Raw genomic sequence first — 19593 nt, forward strand, 5'->3', positions numbered from 1 at the left:
TAAGCAGCATTCAAAAATCCTTACGATGTTAAGGGTTTTTGGTGCTGCTTTTTTTAGATGAGAAAAATGGAGGAATTGGTTATGGCATTTCATAAACCGGAACAAATCGCTGCGCTTGTGATTGAATCCGGTGTTCAAAAGGTAAGGCAACCGCTATCCGCAATGCTTATTCTTGGTTTTTTAGGAGGAGCATTCATTTCGTTAGGATTTTTACTTAATATTCGTGTTCTCGGTAATGTACCGGAGCAATGGGGAAGTTTAGTCAATTTTATAGGAGGAGCGGTTTTTCCTATCGGACTGATGCTCGTTGTGTTAACAGGAGGAGAATTAATTACGGGAAATATGATGTCAATGTCCATGGCACTTTATGCACGGAAAATTTCATTGAAACATGTGTTACACAATTGGGCCTGGATTACTTTAACTAACTTTGTAGGTGCACTTTTCGTAGCGTATTGTTTCGGTCATCTTGGCGGGCTTACAGAGGGGGCGTATTTAAATAAGACGATAGCGATAGCTCAAGATAAGTTACATGAATCTTTCGGGAGAACGTTAATTTTAGCAATTGGTTGTAACTGGCTCGTTTGCCTGGCGATTTGGTTAGCTTACGGAACGAACGATTTGATCGGAAAGATTGTTGGGATTTGGATCCCGATTATGGCGTTTGTAGTCATTGGATTTCAGCAAGTAGTAGCAAATATGTTTGTCATTTCAGCTGTTATTTTTGCGGGACACCTTACGTGGATGGACCTTGCGAAAAACTTTGTTCCAGTCTTTATTGGAAATGTAATTGGCGGAGCTGGCTTTGTTGGGTTCGCTTATTTTTCTTGTTATCAGAAACAAAGTGCTACCGAAGAAGATGTATTGAAAAAATAATAGTAATTGAAGCGGATTTTCTAAATGAAAGGAAGGATACCTCATGATAGAACGGTATTCACGACAACAGTTGTTCACTCCTATTGGAAAAGAAGGGCAAGAGAAGATTAGAAATAAGCATGTATTAATAATAGGGGCAGGTGCATTAGGCAGTGCCAGTGCAGAAAGCTTTGTACGTGCAGGTATCGGGAAATTAACGATTATCGATCGCGATTACGTAGAATGGAGCAATTTACAGCGGCAACAGCTTTACGCTGAACAAGATGCGATAGAAAAATTGCCAAAAGCAATCGCAGCGCAGAATCGTCTCAAACAAATTAATTCAAGCGTGCAAATTCAAGCGCTAGTAATGGATGCAAGAGTAGATAATATGGAAGCTTTATTAGGTGGTGTGGATGTCATTATTGATGCGACAGATAATTTCGATATTCGGTTCGTGATCAATGATACATCACAAAAATACAATATCCCTTGGATTTACGGTTCTTGTGTCGGAAGTTATGGCATGAGCTATACAATTATTCCGAAGAAAACACCGTGCTTACATTGTGTGTTGAAAAGTGTTCCTGTTACAGGGGCGACGTGTGACACAGTTGGAATTATTAGTCCAGCTGTTCAAATCGTTGCAGCGTACCAAGTGGCAGAAGCATTCAAAATTTTAGTAGAAGACTATGAAGCGGTTAGGAAAGCATTTTTAATGTTTGATATATGGAATAATCAACATCATTTTATCAAACTAGGGAAAATCAAAACGGAAGACTGTCCTTCGTGCGGAACAAATAGAACTTATCCTTATTTATCATACGAAAATCAAACGAAGACAGCTGTTTTATGCGGAAGAAATACAGTTCAAATTAGACCGGCGCATAATAGACATTACAACTTTGATGAGTTAGAAAAAGTATTAGAGAACCACGGGAAAGTTGATCGGAATCCGTATTTGCTCTCTTGCCAATTAGAAGAGTATCGCATCGTCATTTTTCATGATGGTCGTGTATTTATTCACGGCACGAATGAAATTCAAAAAGCGAAACAACTATACTATCGGTTATTAGGATAATAGAGAGGGATTGGTAATGATGGAAAGAAGAGTGCCAATTACAGTTGAAGAGGCTGTTCATAAAGTGATGGCATTTGCTAATTGTGGTGTAAAAGAACTAGTACCACTGGAATTAGCATACGGACGTACATTAGCAGATGATTTAATAGCGGATCACGATGTCCCTTCCTTCGCTCGCTCGCCATATGATGGATTTGCTATTAGAGCAGAAGATACGACAGGGGCGAGTCGTGAGAATCCAATCGTATTCGAAGTAATCGGTGAAATTGGAGCAGGTTCCGTATTCTATAAAGAAGTAGGAGCATTTCAAGCAGTACGAATTATGACGGGGGCGCAAATTCCGAAAGGATGTAACGCGGTCGTCATGCTAGAACTGACTCGTCATCGTCAATATGACAATATCGGAAAAAGCTATATGGAAGTGCGACGCTCATTTAAAGAAGGGGACAATATATCCTTTCAAGGTGAAGATGTTCAGAAAGGAACCGTTCTCGCAAAAAGAGGTAGTTACATTAATCCGGGTATTTCAGCTCTTCTTGCTACATTCGGTTATAGCGAAGTTCCAGTAGCGAAAAAGCCTATAATTGGACTATTAGCGACTGGCAGTGAACTTCTCGATGTAAATGAAGAACTACAATCTGGGAAAATCCGAAATAGTAATACGTATATGATATCGTCTCAAATTCGAAGAGCGGGTGGAAGAGTAAAATACTTTGGGAAGTTTAGTGACGATTTGAATACGTGCTATGAAGCAGTGAAAAGAGCGTTAAGCGAAGTTGATATGTTAATTACAACTGGTGGTGTTTCAGTAGGGGATTATGACTATTTGCCAGCTATATATGAAAAATCAGGTGCATCAGTTCTCTTTAATAAAGTTGCTATGCGGCCAGGAAGTGTCACAACCGTAGCACAATTAAACGGAAAATTATTATTTGGGTTATCAGGTAATCCTTCTGCTTGTTACGTAGGTTTTGAATTATTCGTAAAACCTAGCATTCGTGCGTATATGTTTAGCGAAACACCACATGTAAAACGAGAAAAAGCAATGCTCGGAGAAGACTTTCTAAAACCTAATCCATTTACAAGATTTGTACGAGGTAAGCTGAAGTATAACGAAGGACAACTAATCGCTTATCCATCAGGATTTGATAAATCTAGTTCCGTCTCTTCATTAGCGGAATCAAACATTTTTATTGTACTACCAGGCGGTACGAGAGGATATAAGAAAGGGATGTTTGTAGACATTCTCTTATTAGAAGATAACGAAGGTAGTGAATGGCCTTGGACATTTCGTAAAGAAGGGAGAGGTTTTGATGGGACAAGCACGATTTGAAATTGTAGATACTCCGATTGTAGCTCAAGAAGTAACGGATAAAGTAGCAAGACGCGAAGCGGGAGCAATTACAACTTTTATTGGAACAGTAAGGGAATTAACGAAAGGAAAACGAACGTTACATCTTGAGTATGAAGCATATAAACCGATGGCGGTAAAAAAGCTTACTGCAATTGGAGAAGAAATTAAGAAAAAGTGGCCGGATGCGAAAATAGCAATCACGCACCGAGTAGGACGATTAGAAATAATGGATATCGCCGTTGTTATTGCAGTATCGTCGCCGCATCATAAAGTAGCGTACGATGCGAATGAATACGCAATTGAACGTATAAAGAGAATCGTCCCAATTTGGAAAAAAGAATTTTGGGAAGATGGAACGGAGTGGATTGGTGATCAACTTGAAAATACTCCCTATCCAGAAGGAAAACCAAAGAAAGAAGAATGAGAGAATGATTACAATTTTATTGTTCGCAAATTTACGAGAAGAAGTCGGCTCAGAGAGATTAGTAATAATAGAAAAACGAGAGATGAATGTTCATCAATTGAAAAAATGGCTGAAAGATCACTATCAATTACAGACGCTAGATAAAGTTATGGTGGCGATTAATGAAGAATTTGTAACGGACGAAGATATTGTAAGAGCTGGAGATACTGTCGCGTTTATCCCGCCTGTAAGTGGAGGTTAATTTTTTCTATTCGAGTATCAAAATTTTCATACGTTAAGGAGGATCATTATGAGTGAATTTTCGCACTGGAATGAAGAGGGAAGAGCTGAAATGGTTGATATTTCTCAAAAGGACATTTCAACACGCACAGCTGTTGCGCAAAGTACAATTTCTTTATCAAATGAATTATTTGAAGCAATTCAAAGTGGTGGGTTGAAAAAAGGAGACCCGCTTCAAGTAGCACAAGTTGCTGGCATAATAGGTGCTAAAAAAACAGCGGATATAATCCCGATGTGTCACCCGATATTAATCCAAGGAACAGACTTTACGTTTCATTATGAAAAGAAAACTGATGGGTATGAATTAATCATACGAGCGACAGTAAAATGCAGCGGAAAAACAGGAGTAGAAATGGAAGCATTAACGGCTGTATCAATCGCCGCCCTTACTTTTTACGATATGTGTAAAGCAGTTGATAAAACGATGGTTATGAAAGAAACATATTTAGTTCAAAAAACGGGTGGAAAAAGCGGAGACTTTTTTCACAAGGTAAAATAATTACAATGGAAGGAATGTGTATGATGATTACTCACGAACAAATTATGAACGCTTTAAGCCATGTAGAAGATCCAGAGTTACACAAAAGTATTGTGGAATTAAACATGGTTAGAAATATAAAAATAGATGGTACAGAAGTTGGGCTAGAAGTAGTTTTAACGATTCAAGGTTGTCCGTTGAAAGCAAAAATACAACAAGATATTGAAGACTCACTTCGAAACATTGGAGTGTCGAAAGTTTCCGTAACATTTGGCTCAATGACACCGGAAGAACGAGCTGTATTAACAGCGTCTTTAAAGAAAGAAGCTAGAACAGAAACAGGCATGCCTAGTATGCTGCAACCTGATTCAGGGGTACGTTTTATTACTGTAACAAGCGGAAAAGGCGGCGTCGGAAAATCAACTGTGACGATTAATCTTGCTACTGCGTTAGCTCGTATGGGGAAAAGGGTTGGGATTTTAGATGCAGATATATACGGATTCAGTATCCCAGCTATGATGGAAACGAATGAAAAGCCAATAATGATTGATCAAACAGCAATTCCCGTCGTTAGTCACGGTGTTAAAATTATGTCGATGGGATTCTTTACAGAAGGTAATAACCCAGTAATGTGGCGCGGACCGATGTTAAACAAATGGATTCAAAACTTCCTGGCGAACACACACTGGGGAGAATTAGACTATCTTCTTTTAGATTTACCACCTGGAACAGGGGACGTTGCGATAGATGTTGCTGCAATGATTCCGCAGGCGAAGGAAATTATCGTTACAACGCCTCACAATATAGCTTCATTTGTCGCGTCTAGAGTAGGCGTAATGGCAAAACATACGAAACACGATATTTTAGGTATTGTTGAAAATATGGCATATTACGAAGAACAAGATGGCTCAAGAAACTATCTCTTCGGAAAAGGCGGTGGTGAAATGTTAGCAGAACAACTGCAAACGGAAGTGATAGCACAAATACCGTTTGCGAAGCGTGAGGAAAATAAAGAATCGTGTGTATATGATGAAGATTCGCTTGTTGGAGAAATCTTTACTTCTTTAGCTGAGGATCTAATTTATAATGGATAGGTTGATATTAAAGTGGGATACATAGCATATATGTATCTCACTTTTTATTTTTAATGGAGTTATTTCAATAGTTTTAAAGGTTATATTTAAGATTGTAGTAACTTAGAAACCATTTGTGGAATTTGATTAGCCTGCGAAACCATACTAAGCGCAACTTCAGTTAACAATTTAAACTTTAAGAAGTCGCTCATTTCTTGCGCCATATCCGCATCTTCAATTCGAGAAGCAGCATCGGTTAACGCTGTACTTTGACTATTTAAATTTTCTATATTAAATTGCAATTGATTGATCATAGCGCCAAGATCGGCACGATGAAGTGATACATTTTGTAAAGCTTCTTCAATTTTACGAATCGCGACTCTTGCTTCTTGTTCAGTTGAAATCTTGATGTCATGTTGTGTAGGGGAAGGGGGAATGTTTTTTGGTATATCTACCGTATGACCGATATCGTCTAACGTAATAGGACGGCTTTGTCCATCGAATACAGATAAATCATTAAACTCAGTTGTCTCGCCAATATAGCCAATTTGTTCTGTTAAGGATTGAAACTCTTTATTCAGTACATCACGGTTTTTATTTGAATTTGTACCGTTCGCAGATTGGACAGCTAAATCACGCATACGCTGCAAAATATTCGTCACAGTTTGAAGGGCAGCTTCCGCTGTACGAAGCATTGATATCGCATCTTCATTATTACGAATCGCAACGTGCATACCACTCGCTCTCGCATGCATACGAGTCACAATCGCAATATTTGCTGGATTATCAGAAGCATCATTTAACTTCTTACCAGTCGCCAAACGCTCCATTGCAACATTCATACGCTTTTCATTCTCATACAACGACTGCCTAGCATTCATACTTAAAACATTCGTACCGATACGCATAATAGACACTCCTTATAGATTGATATAGTTAGTGTTCTAAAAGTAATAAACGGCTATGGAAGGATAAAAAGACTTATGCTTATTTTATCTTTTTGTTTTAATACAAGGGACGAGGGTAAAGTAAGCCCTGGCCGCTACTAAATATGGCTAGAGCTTCTATTTAAGCAAAAGAGAAGTCTTTAATCTGTTTATATAGAAAAAATAAACCTCTCCGCAAGCAGAGAGGTTTATTCATGAAACTAATTCAAATGGCTTATTGTAATAATTTAGAAACCATTTGTGGAGTTTGGTTTGCTTGAGAAAGCATGCTGATGCCTGCTTCATTCAAGATTTTAAACTTTGTCATGTTAGACATTTCTTTTGCCATGTCAGCATCTTCAATTTGAGAAGCAGATGCTGCCATATTAGTAGCTTGGCTCGTTACGTTGTTTAAGTTATGGTCTAAACGGTTTAATTGAGAACCGAAAGTTGCTCTTGCGTCAGCAATATTTTGAATAGCATCGTCAAGTTTTGTGATTTCACTTGCTGCATTTGTAGCATCTAATTTCTTTGTTCCATCAGTTGCAGTTGCTAAAGTACCAGTTGTTAATTTCTTTGTTTCGATAGCTGCGATTGTCATTGTATCACTTGAAGCATCAGAAAGTTGAATCGTGATATCTTTACCATCAGTACCTTTATTTAAAAATGCATTACCATTGAAATTTGTTTTGTCAGCAATATGATCAATTTCTTGTGCTAATGCTTGATACTCTTTGTCCATAGATGCGATATCTTTATCGTTGTTTGTACCGCTTGATGCTTGTGTTGCAAGGTCACGCATACGAAGTAAGATGTTTGAAACTGAACCTAATGCAGCGTCACCAGTACGTAAAGCAGACATAGCGTCTTGTGTGTTACGTGCTCCAACGTTTAAGCCGCCTTCTTTCGCACGCATACGAGTAGCGATAGCTAAGCCAGCCGCATCGTCAGCTGCACTGTTGATTGATTTACCGCTAGATAAACGGTTCATAGATGTATTCATTTTGTCTTGGTTTTGTCGCATGTACTCTTGCGTACGCATGCTGTTAATGTTTGTATTAATTCTCATGATAAGAACCCCCATTAATTTTTAATTATTTAAAAGAAAACTCTTTATATACTACAGAGAGTATATGTTCAAATGGCTTATTGTAATAATTTAGAAACCATTTGTGGTGTTTGGTTAGCTTGAGAAAGCATGCTGATGCCTGCTTCGTTTAAAATCTTGAACTTGGTCATGTTAGACATTTCTTTTGCCATATCAGCATCTTCAATTTGAGAAGCTGAAGATGCCATATTAGTAGCTTGGCTCGTTACGTTGTTTAAGTTATGGTCTAAACGGTTTAATTGAGAACCGAAAGTTGCTCTAGCGTCAGCAATTTCTTGAATAGCAGTGTCAAGAGCTGTGATTTCAGCTGCTGCAGTTGTAGCAGTTAAATTCTTAACTGCATCATCTGGATCAGGTCCAACTGCTAACTTATCAGTTGTTATAGACTTTGTTTGGATAGCTGCGATTGTCATTGTATCACTTGAAGCATCAGAAAGTTGAATCGTGATATCTTTACCCTCACCAGGATTCGTACCTTTATTTAAAAATGCGTTACCATTGAAATTTGTTTTATCAGCAATATGATTAATTTCTTGTGCTAATGCTTGATACTCTTTGTTCATAGATTTGATATCTTTATCGTTGTTAGTACCGCTTGATGCTTGTGTTGCAAGATCACGCATACGAAGTAAGATGTTTGAAACTGAACCTAATGCAGCGTCACCAGTACGTAAAGCAGACATAGCGTCTTGTGTGTTACGTGCTCCAACGTTTAAGCCGCCTTCTTTCGCACGCATACGAGTAGCGATAGCTAAACCAGCTGCATCGTCAGCGGCACTGTTAATTGATTTACCGCTAGATAAACGGTTCATAGATGTATTCATTTTGTCTTGGTTTTGTCGCATGTACTCTTGTGTGCGCATGCTGTTAATGTTTGTGTTAATTCTCAAGTTAAGAACCCCCATTAGTTTTTAATTGTTTATAAGAAATCTCTCTTTTTAAATGGCTTATTGTAATAATTTAGAAACCATTTGTGGTGTTTGGTTTGCTTGAGAAAGCATGCTAATACCAGCTTCGTTCAAGATTTTAAACTTTGTCATGTTAGACATTTCTTTTGCCATATCAGCGTCTTCGATTTGTGAAGCAGAAGCTGCCATATTAGTAGCTTGGCTCGTTACGTTGTTTAAGTTATGGTCTAAACGGTTTAATTGAGAACCGAAAGTTGCTCTTGCGTCAGCAATATTTTGAATAGCAGTGTCAAGAGCTGTGATTTGAGCTGGTGCAGAAGCTGCATTTAAAGCCTTATCTGGGCCTGTAGCTGTAGCTGTAGCTAAAGTTGCAGTTGTTATAGCTTTTGTTTCGATAGCTGCGATTGTCATTGTATCACTTGAAGCATCAGAAAGTTGAATCGTGATATCTTTACCATCAGTACCTTTATTTAAAAATGCATTACCATTGAAATTTGTTTTGTCAGCAATATGATCAATTTCTTGTGCTAATGCTTGATACTCTTTGTCCATAGATGCGATATCTTTATCGTTGTTTGTACCGCTTGATGCTTGTGTTGCAAGGTCACGCATACGAAGTAAGATGTTTGAAACTGAACCTAATGCAGCGTCACCAGTACGTAAAGCAGACATAGCGTCTTGTGTGTTACGTGCTCCAACGTTTAAGCCGCCTTCTTTCGCACGCATACGAGTAGCGATAGCTAAGCCAGCCGCATCGTCAGCTGCACTGTTGATTGATTTACCGCTAGATAAACGGTTCATAGATGTATTCATTTTGTCTTGGTTTTGTCGCATGTACTCTTGCGTACGCATGCTGTTAATGTTTGTATTAATTCTCATGATAAGAACCCCCATTTTTTTATATTGATTTTTCTGTTAATTGATAAACGTAAATATGCAAAAAAATCAATTTCGAGATTAATTGTAATCCTTGGTATATATCGTGTCAACGATTAATTGTAATTATTGAATATAAAAAAATGATAATTTTCTATTTGTTCATTTTTTTATTACAATATTATCAAAAGGATTATTGCAAACTTTTAAAAAAACTCTAATATTAGATTATCTTTGTTTACCGAAAAGGTGATATTATGGTAGTTGGAAATATAGTAAAAGAAGTGCTTGCATATAAGAAAGGACAAATTCAGCAAAAGCTAAGTAGTCCACAAGCATTCGTTAGTAGTCGTTTTCAAGAGAAGTTGCAGAGTGAACCTGCGAAGGAGACGAAGGGTACTACGCAGCCGGCAAACATAGAAGATATGAGTCAGCCGGTACAATCTACGAAAATAGAAACGGTTGTTAATAAGCCGGAACAATCTATTAATAAAGTAGAGGAAGTGAGTAAGCCTGAAGAAAAAGCTGAAACGAAGAAAGTAGATGAAGTGCAAGTCGCGCAAAAGGAGTTTGAACGGCGTTTCCCAGAAACGAAAAATGAGGCTGCTGATACGTGGGGATTAACGAAGAAGTATAATATTCAAAAAATACGTTATTCCAATGAAGGTAAGTATGAGGACATTATTGATCGCGCTAGCAGTACATACGGAATTCCAAAAACGTTAATTCAAAAAATGATTGAAGTAGAATCAGATTTTAATCCGAAAACGGTGTCACATGCAGGTGCGATGGGGCTTATGCAGCTTATGCCAGCGAATGTGAAAGAGATGGGTATAAAAAATCCATTTTCACCAGCTGAAAGTATTGAGGGCGGCGTGAAAGAGTTAAGCGGTTATTTAAAGAAAAATAACGGCGACTTAGTATTGGCGCTCGCTTCTTATAATGCGGGTCCTGGTAATGTGAGAAAGTACGGAGGCGTACCACCATTTAAAGAAACGCAAGGATATATTAAAAAAATATTAAATATCGACGTTTCAAAATAAGAAATTTCATATATAGAGAGAACATGAAATTTTCGTGAACATGATATGGGAGTTGGCTAGATTTGAAATTACAAGATGATATTCCGTTAACAATTTATTTTGAAATCGGAAATACGAAAAAGAAAATTGAAGATCTACTTCATATTACGAAAGGTACATTGTATCGTCTTGAAAATTCAACGAAAAAGACGGTGCGTCTTATGCTTGAGAATGAAGAGATTGGAACCGGAAAGATTTTGACGAAGAATGGGAAAATGTACGTTGAAATCGTTGAATTGAAAAGGTAGGGAAAGGGGATTATCATGAGTGGCGAAAAATTAAGCCAAGAGCAAATTGATGCCCTGCTGAAGGCGGTTAATGAAGGCGAGGAAATGCCAGCTTTCGCACAAGAAGCAGGGAAGCAGGAGAAATTTCAAGAGTATGATTTTAATAGACCGGAGAAGTTTGGTGTTGAGCATTTACGTAGTTTGCAAGCAATCGCTTCTACGTTTGGAAAACAGACGTCACAGACGTTGGCGGCGCGTATGCGTATTCCAATTGAGCTAGAGCCCTCGGCCGTTGAGCAAGTTCCATTTACGAGTGAGTATGTGGAGAAAATGCCGAAAGATTATTATTTATATTGCGTTATTGATCTCGGTTTACCAGAGCTTGGAGAAATTGTTATTGAGATTGATTTAGCGTTCGTTATTTATATTCATGAATGCTGGCTTGGCGGAGATAGTAAGCGTAACTTTACGATGCGCAGACCGCTAACGGCGTTTGAGTTTTTAACGCTTGATAATATATTCTTGCTTCTTTGTAAAAATTTAGAGCAATCATTTGAAAGCGTTGTTGCGATTGAACCGAAGTTTGTAACGACGGAGACAGATCCGAATGCGCTAAAGATTACGACAGCGAGCGATATCATTTCATTACTTAACGTAAATATGAAAACAGATTTTTGGAATACGACGGTGCGTATCGGAATTCCGTTCTTATCTGTTGAAGAGATTATGGATAAGTTAACGTCTGAAAATATTGTCGAACATTCTTCAGATAAGCGTAAAAAATATACGTCTGAAGTAGAAGTGAAAGTAAATCAAGTGTACAAACCTGTTCACGTTGCGATTGGTGAGCAAAAGATGACGATTGGTGAGATTGAGAAAATTGAAGAAGGCGATATTATTCCGCTTCATACGAAAGTTTCAGATCAATTGCGTGGTTATGTAGATGGGAAACATAAATTTAATTGTTTTGTTGGGAAAGATGGAACGCGTAAGGCGCTCCTATTTAAAAGTTTTATAGAGTAGGAGGATCCATATGAAGCATGAAGTATCTCCCGTGTCATTAATGGGATTAGAAGAATTTGCAGGGAAGCGAAATGAAGCAGGTAAAGCGCATATTGATACCGTTTCGGATATTTCGATTGAACTTGGTGTAAAGCTTGGGAAGTCATCGATTCAGCTTGGCGATGTGAAACAATTAAAAGTTGGCGATGTTCTTGAAGTAGAGAAAAATTTAGGACATAAAGTAGATGTATATTTAAGTGATATGAAAGTCGGTATTGGTGAGGCGATAGTAATGGACGAGAAGTTTGGCATTATTATTTCTGAAATTGAAGCTGATAAAAAGCAAGCTGCGCTAATGAAGGCGCAAAGTCAAATGCAAGATAAAGAGTAGAGGAGGAGTCATATGTCGTATATGACGACCTTATTTCAAGTCGTTTTACTGTTTGGTGCGCTCGGCTACGGTGCATATTATATGACGAAAAAGACGCGCAAACAGCAGTTTTTTAAGCAAGGTGAAAATGGTCATATTCAAGTAAAAGACGGTGTGTATTTAAATCATCAAACGAGCGCTTTTTTATTTGAAGTGGATGGTAAGCAAGTATTCACTGTTATTAGTAATAATGGTGTGCAGTCTGTGCAATTAACAGGAACAGGAAATCAGTTTCAACAAGCGCTAGAAGACGCGGTGAAGAGTGAAACGAAAAAAGTAGAGGATCCATCATGAGAATAAAGAAACAGTTATCATTATTAGCCGTTATTTTCGTATTTTCTATCGTTTTTTCAATTGTTTTTGTAAATCCAGCGTATGCAGCCCCGAACGGTTTTATTAATTTCGAAAATGGAAAAGAGTTTACGAGTAATTCAAGTGTACAACTATTCGCACTCGTTACCCTTCTATCATTATCTTCTTCTATCGTTCTTTTATTTACGCATTTTACTTATTTTATGATCGTTCTTGGGATTACTCGTCAAGGGCTTGGGGTTATGAATTTACCACCAAACCAAGTGCTGGTTGGACTCGCTTTATTCTTATCACTATTTACGATGCAGCCAGTGCTTGGTCAGTTAAAGAGTGATGTGTGGGACCCGATGACGAAAGAAAAAATAACAGTAAGTCAAGCTGCGGAGACGACAGCTCCTATTATGAAAGATTATATGTCGAAGCATACGTATAAGCATGATTTGAAAATGATGCTGAAAGTGCGTGGAGAAGAGTTGCCGAAAGATTTAAAGGATCTTTCATTGTTTACGCTTGTGCCATCCTTTACGTTAACGCAAATTCAAAAAGGTTTACTTACAGGGATGTTCATTTATTTAGCGTTTGTCTTTATTGATTTAATTATTAGTACACTTTTAATGTACCTTGGGATGATGATGGTACCGCCGATGATTTTAAGTTTACCATTTAAAATACTCGTTTTCGTATATTTAGGTGGATATACAAAAATCGTCGATATTATGTTTAAAACGGTCGCCTGAAGCGTTTGATGCTATGTGATAGGAGTCATATAAATGAATACGTCACCAATTATAGATATTTTCCAAACCTTTTTTTATAAAGGGGTTATGATTTTAATGCCGATTGCCGTTGTAAGTATGATTGTCGTTATTATTATCGCTGTCATTATGGCTATGATGCAAATTCAAGAGCAAACGCTGACGTTTTTACCGAAAATGGCGAGTATTGTACTCGTTATTATCATTTTAGGTCCGTGGATGTTTCAAGAGTTAACGATGCTTATTTTAGATTTATTTGATAAAATCCCATCGCTATTGCGTTCGTACTAAGATAGGTGAACTGAAATGAATATGGAATTATGGGCGGCGACGTTTTTTGCGTTTTGCCGCATTACTTCATTTTTATATTTTCTACCATTTTTCTCAGGCCGATCAATTCCGGCGATGGCAAAGGTTACATTTGGACTCGCTCTTTCGATTACAGTGGCAGATCAAGTGGATGTCTCTCACATAAAGACAGTTTGGGATGTAGCAGCTTATGCAGGAACGCAAATTGTAATTGGATTATCACTTTCAAAAATTGTAGAGATGCTGTGGAACATTCCGAAAATGGCAGGGCATATTTTAGACTTTGATATCGGTTTATCACAGGCGAGTTTATTTGATGTAAATGCAGGGTCACAGTCCACTTTGCTATCAACAATTTTTGATATATTTTTTCTTATTATTTTTATTTCACTTGGAGGCATTAACTATTTCGTTGCCACGATTTTAAAGTCGTTTCAATATACAGAGGCGATTTCAAAATTGTTGACGACTAGTTTTTTAGATAGTCTACTCGCAACGTTATTATTTGCGATTACATCAGCGGTTGAAATTGCTTTGCCACTTATGGGCAGTCTATTCATTATTAATTTCGTCCTTATTTTAATCGCAAAAAATGCACCGCAATTAAACGTTTTTATGAATGCGTACGTAATTAAAATAACGTGTGGTATTTTGTTTATTGCGATGAGTGTACCGATGCTCGGTTATGTGTTTAAAAATATGACAGACGTATTACTGGAAGAGTATACGAAACTATTTAACTTTTTCTTAACGAAGTAGGGGGACGCGCATGGCAAAGGATAATAAAACAGAAAAGGCCACCCCGCAGAAGCGTAAAAAATCGCGTGAAGAAGGGAATATCGCCCGGAGTAAAGATTTAAATAATTTATTTTCCATTCTTGTATTAGCAGTTGTCGTTTACTTTTTCGGAGATTGGCTCGGGTATGAGATCGCACATTCCGTAGCGGTACTGTTTGATCAAATTGGAAAAAATACAGATTCGACCGAGTATTTTTATTTAATGGGTATATTACTTCTGAAAGTATCGGCTCCCATATTAATACTCGTATATGCTTTTCATTTGTTCAATTATATGATTCAAGTTGGTTTCTTATTTTCTTCTAAAGTACTTAAGCCGAAAGCGTCACGTATTAATCCGAAAAACTATTTTACGAGATTGTTTAGTCGTAAAAGTTTAGTAGATATTTTGAAATCACTGTTTTATATGGGATTAATCGGTTACGTTTCGTACGTTCTCTTTAAAAAGAATTTAGAGAAGATTGTTAGTATGATTGGATTTAACTGGACAGCGTCACTTACTGAAATTATTAGCCAAATTAAATTTATCTTTTTAGCCATTTTAATTATTTTAATCATTCTTTCTATTATTGATTTCATTTATCAAAAATGGGAGTACGAACAAGATATTAAGATGAAAAAAGAAGAAGTGAAACAAGAGCATAAAGATAATGAAGGGGACCCGCAAGTAAAAGGGAAACGAAAAAACTTTATGCATGCCATCTTGCAAGGGACAATCGCGAAGAAGATGGATGGTGCAACGTTTATTGTGAACAACCCGACGCATATTTCAGTGGTGCTTCGTTACAATAAACAAGTTGATGCGGCGCCTATTGTCGTTGCAAAAGGGGAAGATGAGCTCGCATTATATATACGAACGCTTGCCCGTGAACAAGAAATACCAATGGTAGAGAACCGTCCGCTCGCTCGTTCTTTATATTATCAAGTCGAGGAAGATGAGACGATTCCAGAAGATTTATATGTAGCTGTAATTGAAGTTATGCGCTATTTAATTCAAACGAAAGAACTTGAAGTATAATAGCGCGTTTGGAGGGGATCTCTTTGTTTAAGATGGATTCTGCAAGAACCTATTTTTCTATCTTTTTAGCAGCGTCATTCGTTGTGGCGCTCTTAATTCCACTTCCACCATTTATACTTGATATCGTTATTGTTTTTCTACTAAGTATGTCAGTGCTTATTTATATGCGAGCTACAAGTATTAACGAGTGGGATGAATTAAAGTCATTTCCGACGATGTTGTTATTAATCGGGATTTTCCGCGTATCGATTAACGTTTCGACGACGCGAGCGATTTTAACAGACGGAAATGCGGGTCATGTTATTGAAGAGTTCGGCCAGTTCGTAATTGGCGGGAACTTATTAATTGGTATCGTTATTTTTATAGTATTAATCATATTCCAGTTTATCGTTGCAAACGGTGCGTCTCGTACAGCTGAAGTAGCAGCTCGTTTTACACTTGATTCTTTACCAGGGAAACAAATGTCTATCGATGCTGACTTGAATCAGCGTCTTATTACAGAAAAAGATGCACAGGCGAAACGAAAAAAATTAAATATGGAAACAGAGTTTTACGGAGCGATGGATGGTGCCGGAAAGTTCATTAAAGGGGACGTTATTTTCGGGATTGTCATTTTATTCGTAAACATTATTTTCGGTTTAATTGTTGGTATGATGCAGCAAAGGATGAGCTTTGCAGATGCGGCTATTCACTATACACAGTTAACTGTCGGTGACGGAATTGTAAACCAAATCGGTTCGTTAATGCTTGCGATTTCAACAGGTATTATCGTAACGCGTGTATTTGACGGTTCACCTGATACAGTAACTGAAGGAATCTTTAAAGAGTTATTAGCGCATGAAGTTGTTGTATATGCACTTGGTGGTTTATTTATCGCAATGGGTGTTTTTACACCGCTACCATTTCTACCATTTGCTCTCGTTGGAGGCACGATTATTTTCTTAGGAATTCGCAATAAAAAGCGAATAAAGAAAGAAAAAGAAGACGAGCTTCAAAAAGAATTAGAAATGATTCAAGGCGAGGATGAGCAATTACAGCAAGTGGAAGATTCATTCGGAGTCTTTACAGATAAATATCCGATTATTGTAGAACTCGGTTTAGATTTAGCGGCACTTGTAAAGCAGAAAATTAAAGGGGAAACAGCTCGTGATAAAGTTGTTCTAATGAGGAAATCAATTATTACTGATCTTGGTATTAACGTTCCTGGAATTAACTTTAAAGATAATACGAGTTTTAGACCACGTGGACGCTACATTATTCGTATTAAAGGTGCGAAAGCTGCTGAAGGTGTTTTAAAATCAGGTTATTTATTAGCACTGAAAACACCGAACGTAATGGCTGATTTAGATGCAGAGCCAGCGAAAGATCCAATCTTCGGTGAAGATGGATATTGGATTTTGGAGCATATGGTACAAGATGCACAAATGAAAGGCTATCAAGTATTAGAGCCGCTTAGCATATTAATTACGCATTTAGATGTAGTCGTTAGACGTAACCTTCATGAGTTAATTCAGCGTCAACATGTGAAGGACTTGATTAACTCGCTTGAAAATGATAATGGCGTTTTATTAGAAGAGATTAAGAAGAAAGAAATTGATTTATCACTCGTTCAAAATGTTATTAAACAACTTCTGAAAGAAGGAATTTCTATTCGTGATTTGCCGACAATTATTGAAGGTATTATTGACGGGAAAGAAATTTATCAGAATCATGTTGATGGTGTAACGGCATTTGTTCGTGAATGTATTTCAAAAGTTATTTGTGAGAGTGCGAAAAATCCTGATGGGAAAATTTATGCGGCGCTTTTCGCTGATTCAATCGAGTTAGATGCGGAGGTTGTTAATAATTCATATCAAGGTTATTTATTAAACTGGGATTTAGATTTAGAAACGCGAGTAGTAGAGCAAGTACAGCGCGTTTTCAAACAAGCTCGTTTAATGGGAAGAGAGCCAGTATTATTAACGCGTAGAAAAGATTTCAGATTTGCGATTGTGAGACTTCTTGAACGTTATCAAATAGAAGCTAAAGTATTATGTATTAGTGAATTAGCACCAGAAATTGTTGTAGATCAAATTGCTTATATTGAATAGTAGGGGGTGAAGTAATGGAAAGTACAGAAAAAAAAGAAGCGTTAATGCGAATAAAAGCAGCTTCGAAAAATGAATTGTATCGAAAGTTATTTGACCAATATGGTACAGATTATTACTACGTTGTCGATGAAAGTGTAAAACGAAACATCCCGTTTTTTTGGAAGAAGAATTATGAAATGTTAGTCGCTTTTCCTGAAGATAAACAGGCTGAAAATAGCGAAGGAACAACTCAATTTCATGAGCAATTAATGGATGTTGTAGGTGAACCTTCAGAAGAAATCGTGAAGGTGAATGGAATTCAATCTGTCTTGCACAATTTAGAAAACGTAACGACTTCTATGTCATACGCAGCGATGCAAACAGGGAATAGTGAAGAATGGGCAAGAAAAAAAGAGAAACTATTACAACTGTTTGAAAAGGGTATTGTCGTTGTGAAACATACAGAAGAGACGAAAGTAGCTAAAAAACAGCCTGTTGTGAAACAAGCTATTCCTGTAAAAAAAGAAGAAGTAGTTATAAAAAAAGAAAATCAGGAATCTGTACCATTTATTATTCAAAAAGTAATTCGGATGTTAGAACAAAACGATGTGGAACAATATTTCATTCATGCATATGCTGAAAAATTAAAAGTGAAGTTTGAGAATGCGACGATGATTACAGAAGAAGAAGTCATCGAATACATATTGGAAGATATGAGATCTCATTTCAATACTGAAAACGTATTTGAAAAAGAGGTACAAACAATTGCATTAATCGGTCCAACTGGCGTTGGAAAAACGACGACACTTGCGAAAATGGCATGGCAGTTTCACGGTAAGAAAAAAACGGTTGGTTTTATTACGACAGATCACTCTCGCATCGGAACGGTACAGCAACTGCAAGATTACGTGAAAACAATTGGATCAGAAGTAATCGCTGTGCGGGATGAAGCCGCAATGGCACGGGCGCTTACTTATTTTAAAGAAGAAGCGCGCGTCGATTATATTTTAATAGATACAGCCGGAAAAAATTATCGTACGTCAGAAACGGTTGAAGAAATGATTGAGACGATGGGGCAAGTAGAGCCAGATTATATTTGTTTAACGTTATCAGCTTCTATGAAAAGTAAAGACATGATTGAAATCATTACGAACTTTAAAGATATTCATATTGATGGTATCGTGTTTACGAAATTTGATGAAACAGCAAGTAGTGGTGAATTGTTGAAAATTCCAGCAGTATCATCAGCTCCAATTGTATTAATGACAGACGGACAAGACGTGAAGCAACATATACATATCGCTACAGCGGAACATTTAGTAAAACAAATGTTACAAACATCGTAAGAAAAGAGGTGAAGAATAAGGCGCTTGCCTTATTCAAATGAGTATGAACGGTCTTTATATAGGTTCTATGGGTATGATGAATTACATGCAGCATATTAATGTTCATTCGAATAACGTCGCAAATGCCCAAACGACAGGATTTAAAGCAGAAAACATGACGTCTAAAGTATTTGATGTGCAAGACACATATCGCCGTGGAGACGGATCGGCGACAAATATCGGCTCGGTCGATTACGCTGTCGTACCAGCTGCGACGCATGTGAACTTAGTACAAGGAAATGTACAAATGACAAATAGTGCTACAGATTTCTTTTTAGACGACGGTGCGGCTGGCACATCATCATTTTTCGTTACATCTAAAAATGATGAAACATTTTTAACGAGAGACGGTAGTTTTACATTAAATAGTGATCGTTATTTACAAACAGCATCTGGTGCTTTCGTAATGGGTGAGAATAATGAACGTATTCGTATTCCAGAAGGAGCAAAGATAGCTGTACAAGCAGACGGTACATTATACGATGAAGTAACACAAAATAATATTGGCCGCTTGCAAACGAAAACAGTAGATGCAGAAACGAATGCTCGCCTTGTGCAACGAGAAAATAAGAGTTTTACACTAGCAGAAGGTAACCTCGCTGATTTACCGAACGGAACAGGAATAGTAAAAAATCATATGCTAGAAAATTCAAATGTGGATATGACGAAAGAGATGGCAGATCTTATGTCGAGTCAAAAAATGATTCAAGCATCGCAACGTATTATGACTTCGTTTGATAAAATTTATGAAAAAGAAGCAAATGAAATATTGAGATAAAGGACTCCCATTAGCGGGAGTCTTTTTTGTTATTGCATTTATTTCAGTAACATCATAAAATGATAA

The 19593-nt window shown here is 37.3% G+C and carries 23 protein-coding genes; 19 read left to right on the plus strand and 4 right to left on the minus strand.

Annotated features, from left to right (window positions below):
• Positions 1–81 precede the first annotated feature (81 nt).
• From JFT95_RS06580 to JFT95_RS06610, 7 genes are read left to right on the plus strand one after another with little or no spacing between them, the layout of a single operon-like run.
• Complete coding sequence (locus JFT95_RS06580) at positions 82–876, plus strand: formate channel (protein ID WP_201051757.1); 795 nt, start codon at positions 82–84, stop codon at positions 874–876.
• A 43-nt stretch (positions 877–919) separates the two neighbouring features.
• Complete coding sequence (locus JFT95_RS06585; protein WP_201051760.1) at positions 920–1936, plus strand: molybdopterin-synthase adenylyltransferase MoeB; 1017 nt, start codon at positions 920–922, stop codon at positions 1934–1936.
• 19 nt (positions 1937–1955) lie between these two features.
• Positions 1956–3269 (plus strand): molybdopterin molybdotransferase MoeA, encoded by a 1314-nt coding sequence (locus JFT95_RS06590; protein WP_201053601.1) that lies wholly within the window; start codon positions 1956–1958, stop codon positions 3267–3269.
• Positions 3250–3714 (plus strand): molybdenum cofactor biosynthesis protein MoaE, encoded by a 465-nt coding sequence (locus JFT95_RS06595; RefSeq protein ID WP_201051762.1) that lies wholly within the window; start codon positions 3250–3252, stop codon positions 3712–3714. Before JFT95_RS06590 ends, JFT95_RS06595 begins: the two co-directional genes overlap by 20 nt.
• Before the next feature lie 4 nt (positions 3715–3718).
• Positions 3719–3955 carry a molybdopterin converting factor subunit 1 gene (gene moaD, locus JFT95_RS06600; protein WP_201051764.1) on the plus strand — a complete coding sequence of 79 codons (237 nt, stop codon included), beginning with the start codon at positions 3719–3721 and terminating at the stop codon, positions 3953–3955.
• Between the two features lie 48 nt (positions 3956–4003).
• Positions 4004–4492 carry a cyclic pyranopterin monophosphate synthase MoaC gene (gene moaC / locus JFT95_RS06605; protein ID WP_201051766.1) on the plus strand — a complete coding sequence of 163 codons (489 nt, stop codon included), beginning with the start codon at positions 4004–4006 and terminating at the stop codon, positions 4490–4492.
• Between the two features lie 20 nt (positions 4493–4512).
• Complete coding sequence (locus JFT95_RS06610) at positions 4513–5565, plus strand: P-loop NTPase (RefSeq protein WP_201051768.1); 1053 nt, start codon at positions 4513–4515, stop codon at positions 5563–5565.
• Between the two features lie 86 nt (positions 5566–5651).
• On the opposite strand, the gene JFT95_RS06615 is transcribed toward JFT95_RS06610, so the two are convergent.
• From JFT95_RS06615 to JFT95_RS06630, 4 genes are all read right to left on the minus strand, one after another.
• A complete protein-coding gene (locus tag JFT95_RS06615; RefSeq protein ID WP_201051769.1) occupies positions 5652–6452 on the minus strand; it encodes a flagellin N-terminal helical domain-containing protein in 801 nt (266 codons plus the stop codon).
• 253 nt (positions 6453–6705) lie between these two features.
• Positions 6706–7539 carry a flagellin N-terminal helical domain-containing protein gene (locus JFT95_RS06620; protein WP_201051770.1) on the minus strand — a complete coding sequence of 278 codons (834 nt, stop codon included), beginning with the start codon at positions 7537–7539 and terminating at the stop codon, positions 6706–6708.
• A gap of 77 nt (positions 7540–7616) precedes the next feature.
• A complete protein-coding gene (locus JFT95_RS06625) occupies positions 7617–8468 on the minus strand; it encodes a flagellin N-terminal helical domain-containing protein (protein WP_201051771.1) in 852 nt (283 codons plus the stop codon).
• Positions 8469–8525: 57 nt separating this feature from the next.
• Positions 8526–9365 carry a flagellin N-terminal helical domain-containing protein gene (locus JFT95_RS06630; RefSeq protein WP_201051772.1) on the minus strand — a complete coding sequence of 280 codons (840 nt, stop codon included), beginning with the start codon at positions 9363–9365 and terminating at the stop codon, positions 8526–8528.
• A 254-nt stretch (positions 9366–9619) separates the two neighbouring features.
• On the opposite strand from JFT95_RS06630, the gene JFT95_RS06635 reads away from it, so the two are divergent.
• The 12 genes from JFT95_RS06635 to JFT95_RS06690 all read left to right on the plus strand — a co-directional run bounded on the left by JFT95_RS06635 (position 9620) and on the right by JFT95_RS06690 (position 19527).
• Positions 9620–10405 (plus strand): lytic transglycosylase domain-containing protein, encoded by a 786-nt coding sequence (locus tag JFT95_RS06635; RefSeq protein ID WP_201051774.1) that lies wholly within the window; start codon positions 9620–9622, stop codon positions 10403–10405.
• Positions 10406–10467: 62 nt separating this feature from the next.
• Entirely contained in the window at positions 10468–10692 is a 225-nt protein-coding gene (locus JFT95_RS06640; RefSeq protein ID WP_088039126.1) for a flagellar motor switch protein FliN, read from the plus strand.
• Positions 10693–10707: 15 nt separating this feature from the next.
• Positions 10708–11694: a flagellar motor switch protein FliM gene (fliM, locus tag JFT95_RS06645; RefSeq protein WP_088039127.1), complete on the plus strand. Its 987-nt coding sequence runs from the start codon at positions 10708–10710 to the stop codon at positions 11692–11694.
• A gap of 10 nt (positions 11695–11704) precedes the next feature.
• Positions 11705–12064: a flagellar motor switch protein FliN gene (gene fliN, locus JFT95_RS06650; protein ID WP_201051776.1), complete on the plus strand. Its 360-nt coding sequence runs from the start codon at positions 11705–11707 to the stop codon at positions 12062–12064.
• Positions 12065–12076: 12 nt separating this feature from the next.
• Complete coding sequence (locus JFT95_RS06655) at positions 12077–12397, plus strand: hypothetical protein (protein ID WP_000121176.1); 321 nt, start codon at positions 12077–12079, stop codon at positions 12395–12397.
• Positions 12394–13152 (plus strand): flagellar type III secretion system pore protein FliP, encoded by a 759-nt coding sequence (locus tag JFT95_RS06660; RefSeq protein ID WP_101165693.1) that lies wholly within the window; start codon positions 12394–12396, stop codon positions 13150–13152. Before JFT95_RS06655 ends, JFT95_RS06660 begins: the two co-directional genes overlap by 4 nt.
• A 33-nt stretch (positions 13153–13185) precedes the next feature.
• Positions 13186–13461 (plus strand): flagellar biosynthetic protein FliQ, encoded by a 276-nt coding sequence (locus JFT95_RS06665; protein ID WP_002011993.1) that lies wholly within the window; start codon positions 13186–13188, stop codon positions 13459–13461.
• Between the two features lie 15 nt (positions 13462–13476).
• Positions 13477–14238: a flagellar biosynthetic protein FliR gene (locus JFT95_RS06670; protein WP_001055697.1), complete on the plus strand. Its 762-nt coding sequence runs from the start codon at positions 13477–13479 to the stop codon at positions 14236–14238.
• 10 nt (positions 14239–14248) lie between these two features.
• Positions 14249–15295, plus strand: coding sequence for a flagellar type III secretion system protein FlhB (gene flhB / locus JFT95_RS06675; RefSeq protein WP_002011992.1), 1047 nt, complete (start codon positions 14249–14251; stop codon positions 15293–15295).
• Positions 15296–15318: 23 nt separating this feature from the next.
• The gene (flhA, locus tag JFT95_RS06680; protein WP_088039130.1) at positions 15319–17385 is read left to right on the plus strand and encodes a flagellar biosynthesis protein FlhA; all 2067 of its coding nucleotides are present in this window, start codon (positions 15319–15321) and stop codon (positions 17383–17385) included.
• Between the two features lie 14 nt (positions 17386–17399).
• Entirely contained in the window at positions 17400–18710 is a 1311-nt protein-coding gene (flhF, locus tag JFT95_RS06685) for a flagellar biosynthesis GTPase FlhF (RefSeq protein WP_201051777.1), read from the plus strand.
• 43 nt (positions 18711–18753) lie between these two features.
• Positions 18754–19527 carry a flagellar basal-body rod protein FlgG gene (locus JFT95_RS06690; protein ID WP_033716436.1) on the plus strand — a complete coding sequence of 258 codons (774 nt, stop codon included), beginning with the start codon at positions 18754–18756 and terminating at the stop codon, positions 19525–19527.
• Positions 19528–19593 lie beyond the last annotated feature (66 nt).

Origin of the sequence: Bacillus sp. TH17, from assembly GCF_016651125.1 — a bacterium.
GTDB classification, from domain to species: domain Bacteria; phylum Bacillota; class Bacilli; order Bacillales; family Bacillaceae_G; genus Bacillus_A; species Bacillus_A mycoides.